Genomic DNA, 15,807 nt, shown 5'->3' on the forward strand with positions numbered 1-15,807 from the left:
GGATGGGGTTGCGGATAGGAGTGTGTGCGAGGACTCAGCCTCGCCCCTCAGACCGGCCGCTGCAGCTTGCAGCTGTCGATGGCGCCGAGCGCCTTGGCGCGGGCCGAATCGTTGAAGTAGCCGGTGGTGCGGTAGGCCGCGATCTCGGAGGCGTCGAGCGCGCGCAGGGTGGTCTTCGCGTAGCAGCCGCAGGGGCGCTCGAAGCTGGTCTCGGCGGCGTTCTGCATCCGGGCCTGGATCACCGCGCAGGAGCGGCGCACCCGCGCCTCGAGCTCCGATGTCGGCGCGGTGCGCAGGGCCGGATCGGGCTGGTAGGCCTCGAACTGCGACGAGGACGCGCCGGCAAGGGCCGCGCTGGCGCCGATCGCGAGGAGGCCGGCGGCAAGGAAGGTGCGGAGACGCATGGCAATGAGGTCCGTTGGGCTGCTTGTCGTCAAGCTCGACCGTTGGACGCCGAAACTCCCCGCCCGCACAAGGGCGGGCGGGCCACACCGCGGAGATTATAGGCCGCGTTACTGCGGCAGGGCCGCGATGGCGACCCGGTTGTCGTGGAAGGCGGCGCCGCCGAACGGGGCCGGCGCGTCGGCTCCCGTCAGGGTGTTGATGCCGCGCCCGTCCGGGTAGGCATCGTTGGGCCAGATCGATTCGGCGATCAGCACCCCACGGCGCAGGCCCGAAAACAGCGTTGCCCGCAGCGTCACGGCGCCACGCTCGTTGGAGAGCCGCACCCACGCCCCCTCCCCGATCCCGAGCGGCCCGGCATCCTCCGGGTGGATCATCACCGTCGGGTGCCGCTCCTTGGCGAGCGAGGTCGGGGTCTCGGTGAAGCTCGAATTGAGGAAGTTGCGCGCCGGGCTGGTGGCGAGGCGGAACGGATGCGCCTCCGTCGCCACCATCAGGGGTGCCTCCCAATGGTCGGGGAGCGGCGGCATCGCCGGCCCGCGCGGCCCATCCTGCGCCACCGGCACCTTGCTCCAGTCGGGCCGGAAGCGGAAGCGCCGGTCGGGATAGGCGAAGCCGTCGAGGAAATGGGCGCGCTCGTAAGCAGGCTGCACGTCGAGGAAGCCGTCTCCCTCCAACTCGGCGAGGCTGCCGCGGCGCGAGGCCTTCAGCGTGGCGTCGATCAACTCGCGCGGGCTCATGGCGAAGCCCGGATGCTCGGCGCCGAGGCGCTCGGCGAGGCTCCCGATCACCTCGTGGTTCGAGCGGCACGAGGCCGGCGGGTCGATGCGCTTCAAGCCGAGCTGGATGTGCTGCTGGCCGCCGCCGGTATAGAGGTCGTCGTGTTCCAGGAACATCGTGGCCGGGAGGACCAGATCGGCCATCCGGGCGGTCTCGGTCATGAACTGCTCGTGGACGCAGACGAACAGGTCCTCGCGGGCAAATCCCCGCTTCACCAGCTCCTGCTCGGGGGCGACCGAGACCGGGTTGGTGTTCTGGATCAGCATCGCGGTCACCGGCGGGCCGTGGCGCAACGCCTCCGGGTCGCCGGTGAGCACCCGGCCGATCTGCGACTGGTCGAGCATCCGGGTGCCGGGCCGGGCAGCATCCAGACCCTCGATCAGCCGCTTGTTGAGGCCGAACACGCCGCTGTTCGAGTGGAAGGCGCCGCCGCCGCGATGCTGCCAGGCGCCGGTCACCGCCGGGATGCAGAGCGCCGCATGCATGTTGACGGCGCCGTTGCGGCTGCGGGCGAATCCGTAGCCGAGGCGGAAGAAGGTGTTCTTCGTCTCGCCGACGAGGTGGGCGAAACGCTCGATCTCCTCGACCGTGAGGCCGGTGATCGCGGCGGCCCAGGCGGGGTCGCGGGTCTTCAGGTGGGCGTCCAGCTCCTCCGGGCAGTCGGTGTAGCGGGCCATGTAGTCGCGGTCGGCCAGGCCGTCGCGAAACAGCACGTGCATCACCGCGCAGGCGAGCGCCCCGTCGGTGCCCGGCCGCAGCAGCAGGGCGAGATCGGCCTGTTTCATGGTCGGGTTGTCGTAGATGTCGACGACCACGACTTTGGCACCGCGATTCTTGCGGGCGGCCTGGACGTGGGTCATCAGGTTGACCTGGGTATGCACCGGGTTGGTGCCCCAGATCACCACGCAGTCGCTCTCGGCGATCTCGCGCGGATCGACCCCGGCGAGGCGGCCGGTGCCGGCGATGTAGCCCGACCAGGCCAGCGTGGTGCAGATGGTGGAGAACTGGCCGGAATAGCCCTTGGCGTGGCGCAGGCGGTTGATGCCGTCGCGCATCACCAGCCCCATCGTGCCGGCATAATAATACGGCCAGACCGCCTCCGGCCCGTGCGCGGCCTCCGCCTTGAGGAATTCTTGCGCCACACGATCGAGCGCCTCGTCCCAGCCGATGGCTGCGAACTCGCCCGAGCCTTTTCGCCCGGTGCGGATGAGCGGCCGGGTCAGCCGGTCGGGATGGTGGATGCGCTCGGCGTAGCGGGCGACCTTGGCGCAGACGACGCCCGCCGTGTAGCTGTGGCGCGGGTTGCCGCGCACCCGCCCGATCGTGGCGCCGTCGATCACCTCGACCTCGAGGGCGCAGACCGACGGGCAGTCGTGCGGGCAGGTGGAGGTCGTCCGCTCGATCCGTGGCTGCCCCGTCACTGTCCGGTCTCCCATGAAAAAAGCCCCCGCCGCTTTCGCGGCGAGGGCTCTCAACCTATCGGCGTTTCCCTGGCGGGGAAACCGTCAGCCGACGATGTCCTTGTCGTCGAAGAACTGCTTGATCTCGATGCCGGCGTTCTCGAGGCTGTCGGAGCCGTGGACGGTGTTCTCGCCGACCGACTTCGCGAACTTCTGGCGGATGGTGCCCTCGGCGGCCTGGGCCGGGTTGGTGGCGCCCATGACCTCACGGTACTTGGCGACGGCGTTCTCGCCCTCGAGCACCTGGACCACGACCGGGCCCGAGGTCATGAACTCCACGAGCTCGCCGTAGAACGGACGCTCGGCGTGAATCTCGTAGAACTTCTTGGCCTGGGCGTCGGACATGCGGATGCGGCGCTGGGCGACGATGCGCAGGCCCGCCTCCTCGATCACGGCGTTGACCGCGCCGGTGAGGTTCCGGGCGGTGGCGTCGGGCTTCAGGATGGAGAAGGTGCGCTCGGTGGCCATGGGGACGTCCGTTCGAAGAAAAGCGGTGGCGTGGGCGGTGGGATGCCGCGCGGCACCGGACCCGTCAGGCTCAAACCTTGGAGGTCCGGTTCTCAAGCCGGGCGCGAGCGCCCGCGCGCCGGGTCCTGAGCGGACGTCCGGCGCCGGGCTTATAGCCGCGGGCCCGGCGCCCCTCAAGCGCGGAAGGGCGACCGCCCTCGCCGCCCGACCACATCGTTGCGGCCTTGCCGCAACGCGGCCGAAAAATCGCCCCAAAGATCGGGCTTCCTGTCTTCAACGTGACCTTTCGGCCACGCTGCCCGGTCCCGCCGCGGCGGCGTCCCTCGCCTCTTCCGCCGTCGTCAGTCCCGCATGGGGCTATCGTGACGCGGACAGCCAGGAGCTTCCTGCATGCGCTCGATCCTGATCCCGACCATCGCCGCCTCCCTGCTCTCGGCGGGCGTCACCGCCGCGGCCGCCGCCGGCGATCCCTCCGGGACCTGGCTCACCGAGGACGGCCGGGCCAAGATCAGAATCGAGAAATGCGGTCCCGGTGCCGCCCATGCCTGCGGCAAGGTGGTGTGGCTGAAGACGCCGCTGAACGACCAGGGCCAGCCGCGCACCGACATCAAGAATCCCGATCCGAAGAAGCGCAGCCGCCCGGTGATCGGCCTCACCCTGATGGACGGGCTGAAGCCCGACGACGGTGCCTTCAAGGGCCAGATCTACAACGCCGAAGAGGGCAAGATCTACGACGTCTCGATCAGCCGAGAGAGCGCCAGCGAACTCGCGATCTCGGGCTGCATGCTGAAGATCCTGTGCGGCTCGCAGACCTGGACCAAGGCCCCGGACGAGTTCGCCCAGGTCGCGCCGGTGCCCGCCAAGGCGAAGCCCGCGGCCGCCAAGCCTGCTGCGAACTAAGCCTGCTGCGAACTAAGCCTGCTGCGAACTAAGCCTGCTGCGAACTAAGCCTGCTGCGAACTGAGTCTGCTGCGAACCGAGCCTCAACCCCGCGGGCCCGGAGCCTCCTCCGGGTCCGGCTTGAGCCGGAACCCGCGCTGCACGCCTGGACGGGCCTTCATCCTGTCGATCCAGGCGGCGACGTTCGGGAATGCGGCGATGTCCTGGCCCTGGCGCTCCCACATCTTGGCCCAGGGCAGGATCGCGATGTCGGCGATGGTGTACTCGTCACCTGCGACATGGGAATGGCGGCCGAGCTGGGCGTCGAGCGTGGCGTAGAGCCTCATTGTCGCGGCGGTGAAGCGCTCGACCGCGTAGGGGATTTTCTCCGAGGCGTAGATGCGGAAGTGGTGGGTCTGGCCCAGCGTCGGCCCGAAATTCGCCGCCTGCCAGAACAGCCAGATGTCGACCGAGATCCGGGCCCGCTCCTCCGACGGGTAGAACAGCCCGGTCTTGCGGCCGAGATATTGCAGGATGGCGTTCGATTCGAACACCGTGATCGGTGTGCCGCCGGGCCCGTCCGGATCGACGATGACCGGGATCTTGCCGTGCGGCGACACGGCCAGGAACTCGGGTGCGCTCTGCGCGCCCTTGCCGATGTTGACCGGGACCATGCGGTACGGCAGCCCGCATTCCTCCAGCATGATCGAGGCTTTCCAGCCGTTGGGCGTCGTCCAGTAATAGAGGTCGATCGGCGGCGTCGTCACGGCCGACATGCGGCTGGTCCTTCTCGCACGGCGGGGACGGGGCACGTCCGTCGCGCATCGGGCTTCAATGGCAGGTAAACAGGCCCGGGCCCACCCTGTACAGGGTGAAGGTTGTCTCAATCGACGATCTCGTGCCGGTCTTGCACCGGTGTCGCGGCTGCGAAACGGCCCGTAAGCCTTTTTCGGCTGGACGTCCTGCCTGCACGCCCGGCGTGCATCTATTGCCCTTGCGTCAGGGTGTGGCAGTCTCGGCCCCGCGCCGGCCGATCCCGTCGGCGCTCCCCCTACGAGCCCGCCCCATGCCGTCTCCCCTCCTCCGCACCGTACTGGTGGCCCTTCTGGTCGCCGCGCCCGCCGCTTCGTTCGGCCAGAGCGCCGGACCGAATCCCGAACTCGCGCCGCGCCGGGAGCCCGGCCCTCGCGGCCTCGCTGCGCGCGAGCGCCAGCGCAAATGCGGCGCCGAGTGGCGTGCCCTGCCCCCGGCGGACAAGGTGGCGCAGGGGCCGCGCTGGCCGCAATATTACAGCAAGTGCGTCCGCCGCCTGAAGGAGCAGCGCGCCTGACGCCGTCCGGCGAGACTTTGGGCGGGCCGCGAAGACCGCCATCGGCTATCCGCGCCCCGGATTCGCCGTGGCGCCTGATTTTGTTAGAACTCAATCGCCGGGAATTTTTTACTCGGAAGATCCGTCAAATCCGAGGTCTGACAGTTGAATTCGACTTCTGGTGCTGATACAAAAAGACATCCTGAGTTTCGAGACCCAGGGCACCTGCAAGGCGCACTCCCCGAGTGCGCCTTTTTTCTTGTCTCTGTGCTGCGAGAACGAAAAAGGGGCCCCGGCTTGCGCCGGGATCCCCGATTGTTCGACCTCGATGGTCTTAGAAGTCGCGCTGGACGCGCATGCGGATGTTGAACGTGTCGGCAGACTTGGCAGTCGGCAGCACCACGCCGGCGGCGTTGGTCGGCAGACCGGCGGCGTTCAGGCCCACCGGGACCTGGCCCGGAGCCTTGTTCTGGTCGACCACGGCGCCGCCCTTGAGGTCGACGCGGTTGTAGAGACCCTCGACGCCGATATCGAGATCCTTGACCGGCGACCAGATCAGGTTGGCGCCGACAACGATCTGGCTGGTGTCGCGCAGGGCGGCGCTGTAGGCGAAGGCGCCGGGGCTGTTGACCGGGTTGCCGAGGCCGTTGAAGTTCAGCGCGCCGAGCAGGTTGCGGCTGGTGCGGCCGAAGGTCATCTCGCCGTAGCTGCCGATGAACGCCGAACGCCACTCGGGGGTCCAGTAGTGGAGGTACGAACCGACGACCGTCCAGCTGGTCGACAGCTCCATCTTGCCGTTCACCGGGTTCACCGCGGCATCGGCGAAGTAGCTGGCGAACTGCGCACCCTGGGTGTTGCCGGCGCTGACCGTGTAAGAGCCGATGTACGAGGAGTAGCCCGTGTAGAGCTGGGCGCCTTCGCCGTACGAACCCTGCAGGTACAGGGCGTCACCCGGAGCGATGAACGGCGTGTTGATCTTCAGACCACCCTGCACGGCCCAGCCGTACTCGGTGTTCACGCGGGGCGTAACGACAGAACCGGACGCGATGGTGCCGCCGGCGAAGTTCAGCACGCTCGAAGCGTTGCCGGCATTCAGCTCGTGCACGGCGGCAGAGAGCTGGGCCGAGCCCCAAGCGGCGTCGTAGCGCAGCGCGCCGACGAAGTCGGGCATACGCGAGGTCTGGCGCAGGTCGTAGAACGCCTCGCCGATCGGCACGCCGGCCGCGTTGGTGGCGATGACCGGGCTCAGGTTGGCGGCCGCGGCGGTGAAGACCGCGAAGGAGCTCGCCGCGTTGCCGGCGGTGGCGGTGCCGAACAGCGGGGTCTTGCGGAAGATCGGATCTTCGACCGACAGCGTCGCCGAGAAGCCGTTCCCGAAGGTCGCGGTGTAGGCGAGCAGGTTGGTGGAGGAGACGTCCGAGCCCAGCGAGGTGCCGATGATCTCGAAGTCGTGGGCGTAGAAGTCGTAGAACGAGGCCGCACGACCGGCGGTGAGGCCGGCGAACTGGATGAAGGCCTTGTCGACGTTCACGTATTGCTGCGAGCGACCGAAGGTGTCGACGCCCACGCCGCCGAAGCCGTTGGCGGCGCGGTTCTGGGTGCCCGAGGTGAGGTAGGCGCCGGTCCGCGAGGCGAGCTCGAAGCGCACGAAGGCGCGGAGCGTGCCGTAGGCGGTCTGGGTGCGGGCGTCGAGGTTGAGGCGGCCGAGGCCGCGGTAACCCATCAGGTCGCCGTTGTTGCCCGAGCGCGAGTAGCCCTGCGAGTAGCCGGCTTCGAAGCGGGCGCGGCCGGAGACGCGCAGGCACGTATCGGTGCCGGGGATGAAGAAGAAGCCGGCACCATAGGCCGAGCAGACACGAACGTACTCGACCGGCGCAGCCTTCTTGATCGGCAGATCGGCGGCTTGCGCACCGGCAACGACGGTCAGGCCAGCGGCCGAACCGAGCAGAAGGCTCTTAACGAGCTTCATGGAGACCTCCAAGATTTCGGACCCGAAAGGGGTGAACGACTCTGTTCCGAAGACCTCTTCGGCCTCGAGACCATGTCCCTCTTATGCCCCCGAAGATTCGGCCACCGCACGGGTTCGGCCGAACCGCACCCGACTTCGTTCGGTGCGAGGGAACAATCTTTCATGACGCTGAGTTGATCAATCTTATCCAAGTTCTAACAGTCTGCCAAGACCGCCTTGTTCGGAGATTGTGGCAGAATCACCACATTGTGACTACGGAACCCTATAGATTATTGTTTAGAACTAACAAAAATCTCAAGAACTTACAAGCGACGGCTGATTTTATCTCTGCGTCATTTTCTTAGGCTAACAAAGCAGAAAAAAATAAAAATTTCCATGATATAAATCTACCATATTATGTTAGAGCAATGATTTATATTTGTTATCGATATTATTTTTGGGTATAAAACGTATCTGAATGGTTTCTGTGTGTTTTTCCAGTGGCGCATCGCAGCAGATATATTCGATCTCCCGGGTCCGCCCGATTGGACCGGAGGGGCGACCGCTCGTGGCGCATCCCGCTTCCTCTCGGCGCGGCAGGGCGTCGGTATCGATCCGGCGGTCGCCAATCGGGGGCGGCTCTCGACGAGGGACTGGACCTGGGACAGCCGCAGCCGGCGGCCTGGAGCATCCGATGGGGGCCGATCGTCCCGGACGGCATGTGGGCGAGATCGATCGTGTCGGACCTCGCGCCCCGGGGCATGCGGTGGTGGGTTTCCCGGTCGCCGCTCGCTGCTTTTTTCCGACCTTCGCCACGGCGACTGGCGCCTCGACGGCGATGGGCCGCCACTCTGGCGATACGGGCGGCAACTCCACTGCAATCGATCGCGGCGGAGCCGACCGCCGCCGAGAGTCGGATCGCGACGCCGTTCGTCGAGCGGGGCGGGCCCGAGATGCCGGGAAGACCCGGGATCCGTCGGGAGGAGCGGAGGATCAGCCTCCGTATCGGCTCGACGTTTCGTCAAACCGCCTCGCGTCCACGAGGCCGCCACGAATCCCTCTACGACGCCCGCCGATCCGCTCCCGCCTTGCCCAGGGACGGCCGCTTGCCATCAGTTTCGAGTTATTCTAATTGAAAGGTGGCGCGTCCGGGCGACGGACCGGCGGACGGGAGAAACGACGATGGCGATCACCCAAGGTGCGGCCTGCAACAGCTGCCGCTACTTCGACGACCACAAGCTCAACGGTGCCGCCGCCACGGGCGACCAGGGCCTGTGCCGCTACAACCCGCCGGTGAGCCAGCCGGAGCCGCAGGGCCATGGCCTGTGGCCGGTCGTCGCCGGTCAGGATTGGTGCGGCCACTTCACCGCCGAACAGACCGCAGCCGAGTAATCCGGTCGCGCGATCAGGCCGGTTCCCCCACGGGCCCGGGCCGTCTCTGAAGGTTTCCGTCCCCCTTTCCCGCTGGAGAGGGGGATTTTTCACGTGCATGCGGCGTCGCCGAATGTTTCGTCCAGTCCGGCGGACGAAACACGATGGGCCCCGCCTGCCCCGAATCGGCAATCCGACGCAAAATCGCGGACATGCACCGCGCCTATACCGCCGCTCACAAGAGCCCGGAGACAACGGGCGGCGCGGAGGCGAAGATGATTGTGGCGCGGGTGATCCTGATGAGCGCGATGCTGACGGCCGGCATCGTCGAGGTGACGAAGACGAGCGTTCCTCATCTGGCTAAGGAGGCGCGCAAGGCGGCCCCGGTCGAGGCGCCCGTGAATGCTCCCTTGAATGCTCCCTTGAATGCTCCCTTGAATGCTCCCTTGAATGCTCCCTTGGCGACCCCGGTCTCGACGGCGCCTGTCGATCCTGTCTGCACGCAGGCGGCCTGGCCCTACCGCCCCGGATCCTGCCTGCAGCCGGAGGGCGCCGTGCCGCGCCGGCCGGTCCGGATGATCGAGGAGGGGCGCCCGGCCGCCCCGGCCCGGATGCCGGGCCGGGTCTCGGTCGGCTGATGCGCCGGACCATGCGACGAGGCCGCCCACCGCGAGACGATCATGCCGCATTTCAGCGCCGATCTCCTGGATGCGCTCCTGGACGGCGATCTCGCGGAGCTGGAGGCTTTGCGCTCCTTGCTCGGCGCGGGACCCGAACGCTGCACCGGCTGCCGGCCGGCGCCCCTGCCCGTCGCCTCTCCGGCGGACCAGGTCCCGGCGGGTCAGGCCCGGCCGAGGCGGCAGGCTGTCGGGGCGCGGGCGACGAAACGCCGTCCGGGCCCGGTCTCCCGGGCGCCCGAGCGCACGGCCTCGCGGCCGCCGATGCCGGGGTGAGGCGGCCGACATCCGCCGTGCTGGCAGACCTTGAAATTTAATGCATAGTCGGCCCCCGCGGCGAAACGGGACCACGATGCGGGTCGGCCACAAGATCTTCCTGGTCGGCGGTCTGCCGATCGCCATCGCGGCGCTGATCGCGCTCGCGGGCTGGCTCCTGCTCGCCCAGGCCGAGAAGGCCCGCGACGGGGCGGTGCTGGCCGGCGCGATCTACCGCACCCTGACCCTGTCGACTACGGTGCGCGACGAGTTCCTGACCGCGCGCCCGGCCGAGCGCACCGACCATGCCGAGCGCTTCGCCCGCCTGACCGCGGAATCCGCCGGCTCCCTCGACGACCTGCGCCGCTTCGCCCGCACCCCGGACCAGGCGGCCCGCATCGAGGCGGCCCGGGCGGCGCTCAAGGATTCGATCGAGCAGATGCAGGCCCTGGTGCGGATCACCCGGGAGAATGACGGGCTGATCGCCGAGATGGCGGCCCGGGCCGACGCCCTGGTGAGTCTCGCCGATCAGGCCCGGGACCGCCAGCGCGCCGCCAACACCGATCTCGTCGTCTCCCTCACCGACAAGGCCCGGACCCTGCGCCAGGTCCGCGACGTGGTCGGCGCCGTCAACGAGCTGCGCGCCCTGGTGGCGGAGACGGAGATCGAGGCCTTGCGCGGGGCCGGCCCCGCGCCATCATCCTCATCCGGAACCGGCGGGGCCGGCCCCGCGCCATCGTCCTCATCCGGAACCGGCGAGGCCGGCCCCACGCCGTCTCCTCCGCGATCCGCCGGCCCGCCGCCCTCGATGGTCCAGGTGCGCAACGCCGCCCGCGACCTCGCGGCGGCGCTGAAGGGGGACGGACGCGAGCGCGAGGCGGAGGAACTCCTGATCCTGACCGCCGCCTACGAGGCCTGGCGCGGATCCGAGGAGCCGCACCCCTTCGCGGCGGGGGGCATCGTGTCGGACCCCGCGCCGCTCCCCTCCCCGGTCAACGTCCTCGACGAGTGGTGCGAGCGGGTCCTCAAGATCGACGGGTCGGCCCAGCGCGCCCTGCACGAGGAGGTCACGCAGCTCCTCTCCTACGCGGTCCAGGCCAACGAGACCGAGCAGGCGACCCAGAACATCGCGCTCGAGACCCTCAAGCTCGGCCAGCGCACCGCCGAAGCCCTGCGCCGGCGCGACGTCCCGGCGGTGGCCGCGATGCTGGAGGACGGTCAGCGCCTGTCCGAGACCGCCGCGGCGCTGCCGATCTCGCCGCTGATCCAGGGCGAGATGATCGAGGCCATCGACGGCTGGCGCGAGCGCCTGGGCACCACGGTCGAGGGCCTGCGCCGGCAGAACGACGGCATCGCCGCGATGGACGGCCTCGCCGCGGCGATCGGCGAGACCGCCCGGAGCCTCAACGAGATCTTCATCGACGATGCCGATCGCCTCGGCACCTTCCTGTTGCGCCTGCTGCTCGTCGGCGCCGGGGCCGGCCTGGTGATCGGCTCGACGGTGGGCCTCGCGGCGGCTGGCTCGATCACCGCGCCCCTGCGCCAGCTCCAGCGCAGCATGCTGGCGCTCGCCGCCGATCCGGCCCGCCGCGACGTCGGGGCCGAGGTCGGGCGCCGCCGCGACGAGCTCGGCGACATGGCCCGGGCGACCGCGATGTTCGTCGACGAGATCGGCCGGCGCGAGCGGGCGCTCAGGCGGGCCAAGGAGGAGGCCGACCGGACGCTCGCCGAATTGCGCCAGACCCAGTCCGACCTGATCCAGGCGGAGAAGCTCGCCTCGCTCGGCCAGCTCGTCGCCGGGGTGGCGCACGAGATCAACACGCCGCTCGGCATCGCGCTCACCACCGCGACCCTCGTGCGCGACGAGGCGCGCGACTTCGGCGAGGTGGCGAAGACCGGGCAGCTCTCGCGCTCGCGCCTCTCCCATTTCGTCGACCGGATGCAGGAGGGCTCGCACCTGCTCACCGCCAACCTCGCCCGGGCCGCGGATCTCGTCCACAGCTTCAAGCAGGTCGCGGTCGACCGGGTGAGCGACGAGCACCGCCGCTTCTCTTTGCGCGAGTGGCTGGGGGAATTGCTGCGCAGCCTCGGGCCGCTGCTGCGGCGCGGCGGGCACCGCCTCGACCTCGATGCCGGCGAGGAGGTCGAGGTCGATACCCATCCCGGAGCGCTGGCTCAGGTCATCACCAACCTGGTCAAGAACGCGGTGGTGCACGCCTTCGCCGACGGGACGCCGGGACGCATCGTCGTCGCGGTGACCCATGAGGGCGGATGGGTGCGCCTCGAGGTGCGCGACGACGGGCGCGGCATCGCGGCGGCGGACCGGGAACGCATCTTCGATCCGTTCTTCACCACCGCCCGCCACCGCGGCAGCTCGGGCTTGGGCATGCACATCGTCTACAATCTCGTCACCGGGCAGCTGCAGGGGCGCATCGCGGTGGAGAGCCGGGAGGGCAGCGGCACCCTGGTGCGGGTCGAGTTCCCAGCCTGCCTCGCGCCGGCGGCGCCCGTCCGGGCGGGCGCGGAGAGCCGGGTGGCGGCGCAGTGAGGTGTGGGGTAGATCAAGGGAAAATTTCTTGTCGATGGGGATTGCGAGCCTGTTCGGCCAATCAATTTCATTCATCCCACCTGCGACCTCATCCTGAAGTGTCAGTCGATTGTAGATCGACTGACCTCGAAGGAGGGCTCCAGATGCCGCCGAGACTTCCGGAGCCCTCCTTCGAGGCTCCTTTCAGTCGCACCTCAGGATGAGGTTGCGGGTGAGAGAGAAAAACCCATGCGATGTTGCGATTGCCGATTAAAAAAGCTCTAAGTCTATCGGACAAGTCAAGCAGACTCTGACAACCGGTACGGCCATGTTGCGACGGATGCCGCGACGGCGGAGGCGAGGATCGATGCTCGGCCAGACTCGACGAATCCGGAATTGGAGCCGGGCCGCAGGCGGCCAGTCCCGGGCGTGTCTTCGCGCCGCGTCGGCCCTCTTCGCCGCGCTATGGCTCGCGGCGTCGCCGGCCGCTGCCAGGACCCTGGTCTTCTGCTCCGAGGGCAATCCCGAATCGCTCAACCCGCAACTCGTCACCACGACGACCGGGATGGATGCGGCCTGGCCGGTCTTCGACACCCTGGTGGCGTTCGAGCCCGGCACCACCACGATCCGCCCGAGCCTCGCCGAATCCTGGACGGTCTCGCCGGACGGGCGCGACTACACCTTCACGCTCCGCGCGAACGTCGCCTTCCACCGCAATGCCCGGTTCACGCCGACCCGGCCGCTCGCCGCCGAGGACGTGGTGTTCTCGATCACCCGGCAATGGAAGCCGGACCATCCGTATCACCGGGTCTCGGGCGGCCAGTACGCCTACTTCCGCGATCTCGGCCTGCCCGACCTGATCGAGGCGGTCGAGGCGCTTGATACCCGCACCGTGCGGTTCCGCCTGCGCGAGGCCGACGCCACCTTCCTGCCGAACATCGCCATGGCGTTGGGGGCGATCCAGTCGGCGGAATATGCCGCCAGGCTCACGGCGGCCGGCGAGCCGGAGCGCCTCGATCGCGAGCCGATCGGCACCGGGCCGTTCAGTTTCGTGGCGTTCCAGCCCGACGTTGCGCTCCGCTACCGCGCCTTCCCGGATTACTGGGGCGGGCGCCAGCCGATCGACAGCCTGGTCTTCTCGATCACCGCCAACGCGGCGGTGCGGCTCGCCAAGGTCCGGGCCGGCGAGTGCCACCTGATGCCGTTCCCGAACCCCGCCGACCTCGACGCGATCCGGGCCGATCCGGCGCTGACCCTGATGCGCGAGGAGGAGCTGAATATCGGCTACCTCGCCCTCAACGTGACGAAGCCCCCGTTCGACGACCTGCGGGTGCGCCGCGCTGTCGCGATGGCGATCGACAAGGCGGCGATCGTCGAGGGAATCTACGGCCCGGGCGGCACGGCGGCCCGCTCGCCCCTGCCGCCGAACCTCTGGGGCCACGATCCGGCGCTCCGGGATCCGCCCCTCGACCGGGTAGCGGCGCAGAAGCTGCTGGCCGAGGCGGGCTTCCCCTCCGGTTTCGAGGCGGAACTCTGGTACCCGCCGGTGAGCCGGGCCTACAACCCCAACGGCCGGCGCGTCGCCGACATGATCCAGGCCGACCTCGCCCGCATCGGCGTGCGGTTGCGGCTGCTCACCGACGAGTGGAGCGCCTACCGGGCCAAGATGCTGGCCGGCGTGCCGGCGATGGCCCTGTTCGGCTGGACCGCCGACAATGGCGATCCGGACAACTTCCTCGGCGTGCTGCTCGGCTGCGTGCCGGCGCGGCCCGGCGGCAGCAACGTCGCCCGCTGGTGCGACCCCGCCTTCGACGCCCTGGTGACCCGGGCCCGGCGCCTGCCCGACCAGGAGGCCCGGGCCGCGCTCTACAGGCAGGCACAAGGAATCTTCGCCCGCGAGGTGCCGTGGGTGCCGATCGCCCATTCGGCGGTGTTCGTGGTCGCCCGGCGTGAGGTGACCGGCTACCGCATGGATCCCCTCGGCCGGCACCTGTTTCGCGGCGTGGGCCTGAGCGGTCCGGATGCGCGCGGGGCCCCGGCGCCCCGGCCTCATGGTGTCACCGGGCCGGTGCCGTAGGCCTCCGCCATCTCGCCGATCGCCGCGAGCTTGGCATGATAGGCCGACCAGTCGTCGGCCGCAGCGATCGGCGCCCACAGGGCCTCGACCTCGTCGATCAGCATCGTGCAGGGGGTGGCACCCGCGAAATACGGATGGTCGAGCCGCGCCGCCGGATCGGCCGAGAGGGCGCCGAGCGCCTGGCGCACCCGCGAAAAGCCTTCGCCACTGTAATGTGCGGCGGCCGGGCTGCGGGCGGCCCGTGCCTCGCTGGCGAGCCCCCCGTACCAGTCGAAGAAGGCCTGCTCGAACGGTGCCCGGCTGGTCTGTAGGAAGGCCCAGAACGCCCCGACGAGCCCGTGCATCGCCGCCTCGTCGGCCGGCACCGCGAGGCCGAGGCGGCGCAGGATCGCCCCCGCGAAGGCCTCCTGTAGGGCGGGACCGTAGACGTCCATCGCCGCACCCAGCCGCGCCTCGTCGGAAAGTGGCAGCAGGCATTCGGCGAGCCGCGCGAGGTTCCAGCCCAGGGCCTCCGGCTGGCGCCCGAAGGCGTAGAGGCCGTATTCGTCGAAATAGGCGGCGGTGAAGGCCGGATCGTTGACCGGCGCGAAGCGCCACGGACCGTAATCGAAGCTCTCGCCGGTCACGTTGATGTTGTCGGTGTTGAGCACGCCGTGGACGAATCCCGCCGTCATCCACTGCGCGCCCATCCGGGCGACGCGGCGGCAGACCTCCGCCAGGAAGGCGGCGGCCCGGTCGGCCGGATCGTCGCGCCAGGCATCGGGCAAGTAGGTGCGGACCGTGTGGTCGAGGAGCCGGAGCAGGTTGTCGGTGTCGTTATGGGCGCGAAAGCGCTGGAAGGTGCCGATGCGGATATGCGAGTGGCTGAGCCGCACCAGCACCGAGGAGCGGGTCGGCGACGGCTCGTCGCCGCGGCTCAGCGCCTCCCCGGTCTCGATCAGGCTGAACGATTTCGAGGTCTCGACGCCGAGGGCCTCGAGCATCGTCGTCGCCAGCACCTCGCGCACCCCGCCCTTCAGGGTCAGGCGGCCGTCGGCGGTGCGCGACCACGGCGTCTGGCCGCTGCCCTTGGTGCCGAGATCGAGGAGGCGCCCGTCGCTCAGGTCGTGCAGTTGCGCGAACAGGAACCCGCGCCCGTCGCCGAGCTCCGGGTTGTAGCTGCGGAACTGGTGGCCGTGGTAGCGCAGGGCCAGCGGCTCGGGAAAGCTGCCGGGCAGGGGCTCGAAGCGGCCGAAATGCCCGATCCACTCCGCGTCCGTGAGACCGCCGAGGCCCACCCGCTCGGCCCAGGGCTGGTTGCGGTGGCGCACGATGTGGGCCGGGAAGCGGGCGGGCGCGACGACGTCGTAGAAGTCGGGGCCGAGATCGGCGTGACGGCGCGAGGGACGGAGGGTGTGGGCCGGCATCGGGACCTCGATCGACGTGGTGGGACGAGATGTGGACGGCGGGTGCGGTCAGGCAACGTCTCGCGGCATGGGCGGGTCCCGCCTGGTCGCATCCCGCGGCATCGAACCGTGGCACCGAACGCCCCATGGCATCGGATGTCGGTCCGGGCCCATGGACGCGCGAACCGTGCTCATACGCCACACTGGTGCACGATGGACACGGGGAAAAGATGCCGAATCGGGCTGTCAATCCGCGCCGCGACGTGAGA

Annotated in this window: 13 protein-coding genes; 7 read left to right on the plus strand and 6 right to left on the minus strand. The window is 69.2% G+C overall.

Annotation, left to right across the window (positions count from 1 at the left end; translation table 11 throughout):
- Nucleotides 1-47 precede the first annotated feature (47 nt).
- The 3 genes from HBB12_RS08950 to ndk form a co-directional block, all read right to left on the minus strand.
- Nucleotides 48-404: a hypothetical protein gene (locus HBB12_RS08950; RefSeq protein ID WP_236989024.1), complete on the minus strand. Its 357-nt coding sequence runs from the start codon at nt 402-404 to the stop codon at nt 48-50.
- A gap of 108 nt (nt 405-512) precedes the next feature.
- Nucleotides 513-2,603 carry a molybdopterin-containing oxidoreductase family protein gene (locus HBB12_RS08955; protein WP_442919243.1) on the minus strand — a complete coding sequence of 697 codons (2,091 nt, stop codon included), beginning with the start codon at nt 2,601-2,603 and terminating at the stop codon, nt 513-515.
- A gap of 84 nt (nt 2,604-2,687) precedes the next feature.
- Nucleotides 2,688-3,110, minus strand: a complete 423-nt coding sequence (gene ndk / locus HBB12_RS08960; protein ID WP_236989026.1) for a nucleoside-diphosphate kinase — start codon at nt 3,108-3,110, stop codon at nt 2,688-2,690.
- Nucleotides 3,111-3,500: 390 nt separating this feature from the next.
- Here ndk and HBB12_RS08965 point away from each other — a divergent pair, with 390 nt between their 5' ends.
- Nucleotides 3,501-4,010, plus strand: coding sequence for a DUF2147 domain-containing protein (locus tag HBB12_RS08965; protein WP_236989027.1), 510 nt, complete (start codon nt 3,501-3,503; stop codon nt 4,008-4,010).
- 83 nt (nt 4,011-4,093) lie between these two features.
- Here HBB12_RS08965 and HBB12_RS08970 read toward each other — a convergent pair whose 3' ends face one another.
- A complete protein-coding gene (locus HBB12_RS08970; RefSeq protein WP_236989028.1) occupies nt 4,094-4,765 on the minus strand; it encodes a glutathione S-transferase family protein in 672 nt (223 codons plus the stop codon).
- Nucleotides 4,766-5,055: 290 nt separating this feature from the next.
- Between HBB12_RS08970 and HBB12_RS08975 the strand changes: the two genes are divergently transcribed.
- Nucleotides 5,056-5,319 carry a hypothetical protein gene (locus tag HBB12_RS08975; protein ID WP_236989029.1) on the plus strand — a complete coding sequence of 88 codons (264 nt, stop codon included), beginning with the start codon at nt 5,056-5,058 and terminating at the stop codon, nt 5,317-5,319.
- 313 nt (nt 5,320-5,632) lie between these two features.
- On the opposite strand, the gene HBB12_RS08980 is transcribed toward HBB12_RS08975, so the two are convergent.
- The gene (locus HBB12_RS08980; RefSeq protein ID WP_236989030.1) at nt 5,633-7,267 is read right to left on the minus strand and encodes a porin; all 1,635 of its coding nucleotides are present in this window, start codon (nt 7,265-7,267) and stop codon (nt 5,633-5,635) included.
- A 1,161-nt stretch (nt 7,268-8,428) separates the two neighbouring features.
- Here HBB12_RS08980 and HBB12_RS08985 point away from each other — a divergent pair.
- From HBB12_RS08985 to HBB12_RS09005, 5 genes are all read left to right on the plus strand, one after another.
- A complete protein-coding gene (locus HBB12_RS08985) occupies nt 8,429-8,638 on the plus strand; it encodes a hypothetical protein (protein ID WP_236989031.1) in 210 nt (69 codons plus the stop codon).
- Between the two features lie 191 nt (nt 8,639-8,829).
- Nucleotides 8,830-9,255, plus strand: a complete 426-nt coding sequence (locus HBB12_RS08990) for a hypothetical protein (RefSeq protein WP_236989032.1) — start codon at nt 8,830-8,832, stop codon at nt 9,253-9,255.
- Nucleotides 9,256-9,297: 42 nt separating this feature from the next.
- Entirely contained in the window at nt 9,298-9,570 is a 273-nt protein-coding gene (locus HBB12_RS08995) for a hypothetical protein (protein ID WP_236989033.1), read from the plus strand.
- Nucleotides 9,571-9,646: 76 nt separating this feature from the next.
- Nucleotides 9,647-12,097, plus strand: coding sequence for a sensor histidine kinase (locus HBB12_RS09000; protein WP_236989034.1), 2,451 nt, complete (start codon nt 9,647-9,649; stop codon nt 12,095-12,097).
- Nucleotides 12,098-12,443: 346 nt separating this feature from the next.
- Complete coding sequence (locus HBB12_RS09005) at nt 12,444-14,153, plus strand: ABC transporter substrate-binding protein (RefSeq protein WP_236989035.1); 1,710 nt, start codon at nt 12,444-12,446, stop codon at nt 14,151-14,153.
- Here HBB12_RS09005 and HBB12_RS09010 read toward each other — a convergent pair.
- Nucleotides 14,126-15,559, minus strand: a complete 1,434-nt coding sequence (locus tag HBB12_RS09010) for a protein adenylyltransferase SelO (RefSeq protein ID WP_236989036.1) — start codon at nt 15,557-15,559, stop codon at nt 14,126-14,128. The two genes, HBB12_RS09005 and HBB12_RS09010, sit on opposite strands and share 28 nt — an antisense overlap.
- Nucleotides 15,560-15,807 lie beyond the last annotated feature (248 nt).

The organism is Methylobacterium sp. SyP6R (assembly GCF_019216885.1).
Lineage (GTDB): Bacteria > Pseudomonadota > Alphaproteobacteria > Rhizobiales > Beijerinckiaceae > Methylobacterium.